At 37.7% G+C, this 1,656-nt stretch carries 3 protein-coding genes; 1 reads left to right on the plus strand and 2 read right to left on the minus strand.

From position 1 onward, the window contains the following. Positions 1 to 285 precede the first annotated feature (285 nt). Positions 286 to 540, plus strand: a complete 255-nt coding sequence (locus tag QA601_18850) for a hypothetical protein (protein ID MDG5817161.1) — start codon at positions 286 to 288, stop codon at positions 538 to 540. Between the two features lie 44 nt (positions 541 to 584). Here the strand turns inward: QA601_18850 and QA601_18855 are convergent, their stop codons facing one another. Beyond that, a complete protein-coding gene (locus tag QA601_18855) occupies positions 585 to 1,136 on the minus strand; it encodes a hypothetical protein (GenBank protein MDG5817162.1) in 552 nt (183 codons plus the stop codon). Next, positions 1,120 to 1,656 (minus strand): hypothetical protein (locus QA601_18860; protein ID MDG5817163.1); only part of this gene is annotated, 537 nt, incomplete at its 5' end. The genes QA601_18855 and QA601_18860, both read right to left, overlap by 17 nt.

Below are 1,656 nucleotides of genomic sequence, written 5' to 3' on the forward strand. Positions count from 1 at the left end.
TTTTGTTGTTTTTTCATGAAAGGGTGGTGGGTGGGGAAGCTGAAAACGATGCCTGCCGCCACGGAGTTTATATAAAATGCCTTATGCGATCATGCGCTATAATGAAATCAACACCACATTTTGAGCATGTGTGGAGTCCCGCATAAGGCCACGATGGCCGTGCGGGACGGAACGAACGCATAAGGAATTTTATGTAAAAGGCAAACATCCATGGATGGTGTTTGACGGCCCTGGGCGGCGGGACTACAACAAGTTTCATGTTTAGCTCTGGAAGATTATCTACAAATGCAATTAACTCCAATGGAACGGGAATTCTTAATTCAACGGGTTAAAAGTGGTTTGAATCATGCTAAGTCTATCGGGAAAACACTTGGAAGACCTAAGAATTCAGCAATGGATGATCAGGCATTCCTGAAAAAGTTTAAGGGCCTTTCTGTAGACCTGAAAAACGGTCTGTCTGTAAGAAAAGCAGCAAAAGTACACGATGTTTCGCTGAATACTGTTTTGAAGGTAAGAAAGGTGATGAGTGTGGCAGGGTGAGCACTATTTCCAAACTTTTTCAAATAACATTCATGCCAATTTATCTAAGGTAATTCAATCAATCTTTCCAAGAGTGATGTATCAATAATATTCATGGTTTTATGGTAAGTAGTGCGTTCATGATATCCTCTACGTACTATGTAAAAACTATCAGGGTATAGGCACTTTTCTCGATTCACTAAGGCAAAATCTCCTCTCTTTGCCTTGAACATATATTTTAATCCCATTTCAATTCCCAGCGGGTCAGGCAAGTGAAAATAAACAATTAAAGTATCGTATTTTTCTCCACCAAAAATGGTATCTATTTTAAAAGTAACTTTCGAGTAGACCCTCATAAAAACTTTTTCTACTGGTGTTACGACACTTTCTGATAAAACTTTTTCAAACGTTCTTTCTGATGTTTCATCAATAAAATAGAGTTCCTCTTTTATTGCAGTACCAATTGCAATCACAGTTTCATTAATCCGGTTTACTTCTCCTATTTCACCATTCGAGACTGCTTTGTGTTCATTCTTGCAATTAACGCTAAAAACTAAGAAAGCACCTATAAATATAAGCATTTTTTTTGATTTACTTACTTTATTGTGAGTATACATCTTCTACTCTCTGTTGCTTATTTTCCATTATATCATGATGTGCATCCCAATCCGTGCACCCCTTAAATACCTGCATATATCGATGGAACATTTCATGAAATATGGTTCCTCCAACTGTTGAAGGTTCTCGTGCACCAGAAACACCCATTGGATAAGCTGCAGCATTTCCTCCAGCCCTATTTTTGACACTAAATATATCATTTCTATTAACAAATCCAAGCTCACCGGGACTTGTTTCATTAATATCAGTAATTATTATCACATTAAATACTCTATCTGTTGCATTTTCCATTGGTCTATATATTTCTAGAAAATCTTCTGAAGTAAAAAGGGGGTCCAAAACTGCAGCAATGTCATAATCAGTTGCTAATTGCCCATCTAACGTAATAAATATAAAGTTAACCTCATTTCCGTCAGGATCAACCGCATTAATCGGATTGTAACCATTTCCAACATACGCATATCTATCCCAGAACTGCTCCTTCGGATCAGTACTTATCCACCTCCCCACATCCGCACA

It is taken from the genome of Chitinispirillales bacterium ANBcel5 (assembly GCA_029688955.1).
Lineage (GTDB): Bacteria > Fibrobacterota > Chitinivibrionia > Chitinivibrionales > Chitinispirillaceae > Cellulosispirillum > Cellulosispirillum alkaliphilum.